Consider the following 563-nt stretch of genomic DNA (forward strand, 5'->3'; position numbering starts at 1 on the left):
CAGTTTGCGTGGCTGCCCTGTACGCAAATCATCGTTAATGGCTTGTTCCAGACTATATTCCACAAAATAACGCCTTGTCCGGTATATGGTGGAAAGGCTCGCGCCTGTCAGTCCTGAAATGGCTTTATCCTTTACGCCGGCATGACTCATCAACAAAATCCTTGAACGAGTGATTTTGCGGGCAGCATGCGTTCCGAAACGAACGATTTGTTCCAGCATCTCATATTCCGTATCACTTAAAACAACTTTATACTTGCTCATAATCCGTGTAACCCTGTTCCTAAAAAACAGGATTTGATCAAATAAGAAACCGTATGTCTATTGATAATAAAGAAGAAATGGTATGGACTGAAATTCAGGGGCAATATCTTGCTTTTATTTTTTATTATACAAAAATAAACCGTAGGCCTCCTGCTCAGAGAGATTTTCAGATTTTTTTCTCTGTCTCCCCTCCAACAGTGCATCAAATGATCTTGGTGCTTGAGAAAAAAGGCTTAATTTCCAGAACACCAAACGCTTCTCGCTCTCTTACCCTGCTCATTCCTGAGGATAAATTACCAAGG

The 563-nt window shown here is 41.0% G+C and carries 2 protein-coding genes; one reads left to right on the plus strand and one right to left on the minus strand.

The genetic code is table 11. From position 1 onward, the window contains the following. Positions 1–261 (minus strand): helix-turn-helix domain-containing protein (locus ACFORL_RS12785; protein ID WP_382344618.1); only part of this gene is annotated, 261 nt, incomplete at its 3' end. Positions 262–314: 53 nt separating this feature from the next. Here ACFORL_RS12785 and ACFORL_RS12790 point away from each other — a divergent pair. Next, positions 315–563: LexA family protein (locus tag ACFORL_RS12790; RefSeq protein ID WP_382344619.1), on the plus strand; the 249-nt coding region annotated here is incomplete at its 3' end.

This window comes from Legionella dresdenensis, assembly GCF_042649825.1.
GTDB lineage: Bacteria > Pseudomonadota > Gammaproteobacteria > Legionellales > Legionellaceae > Legionella_C > Legionella_C dresdenensis.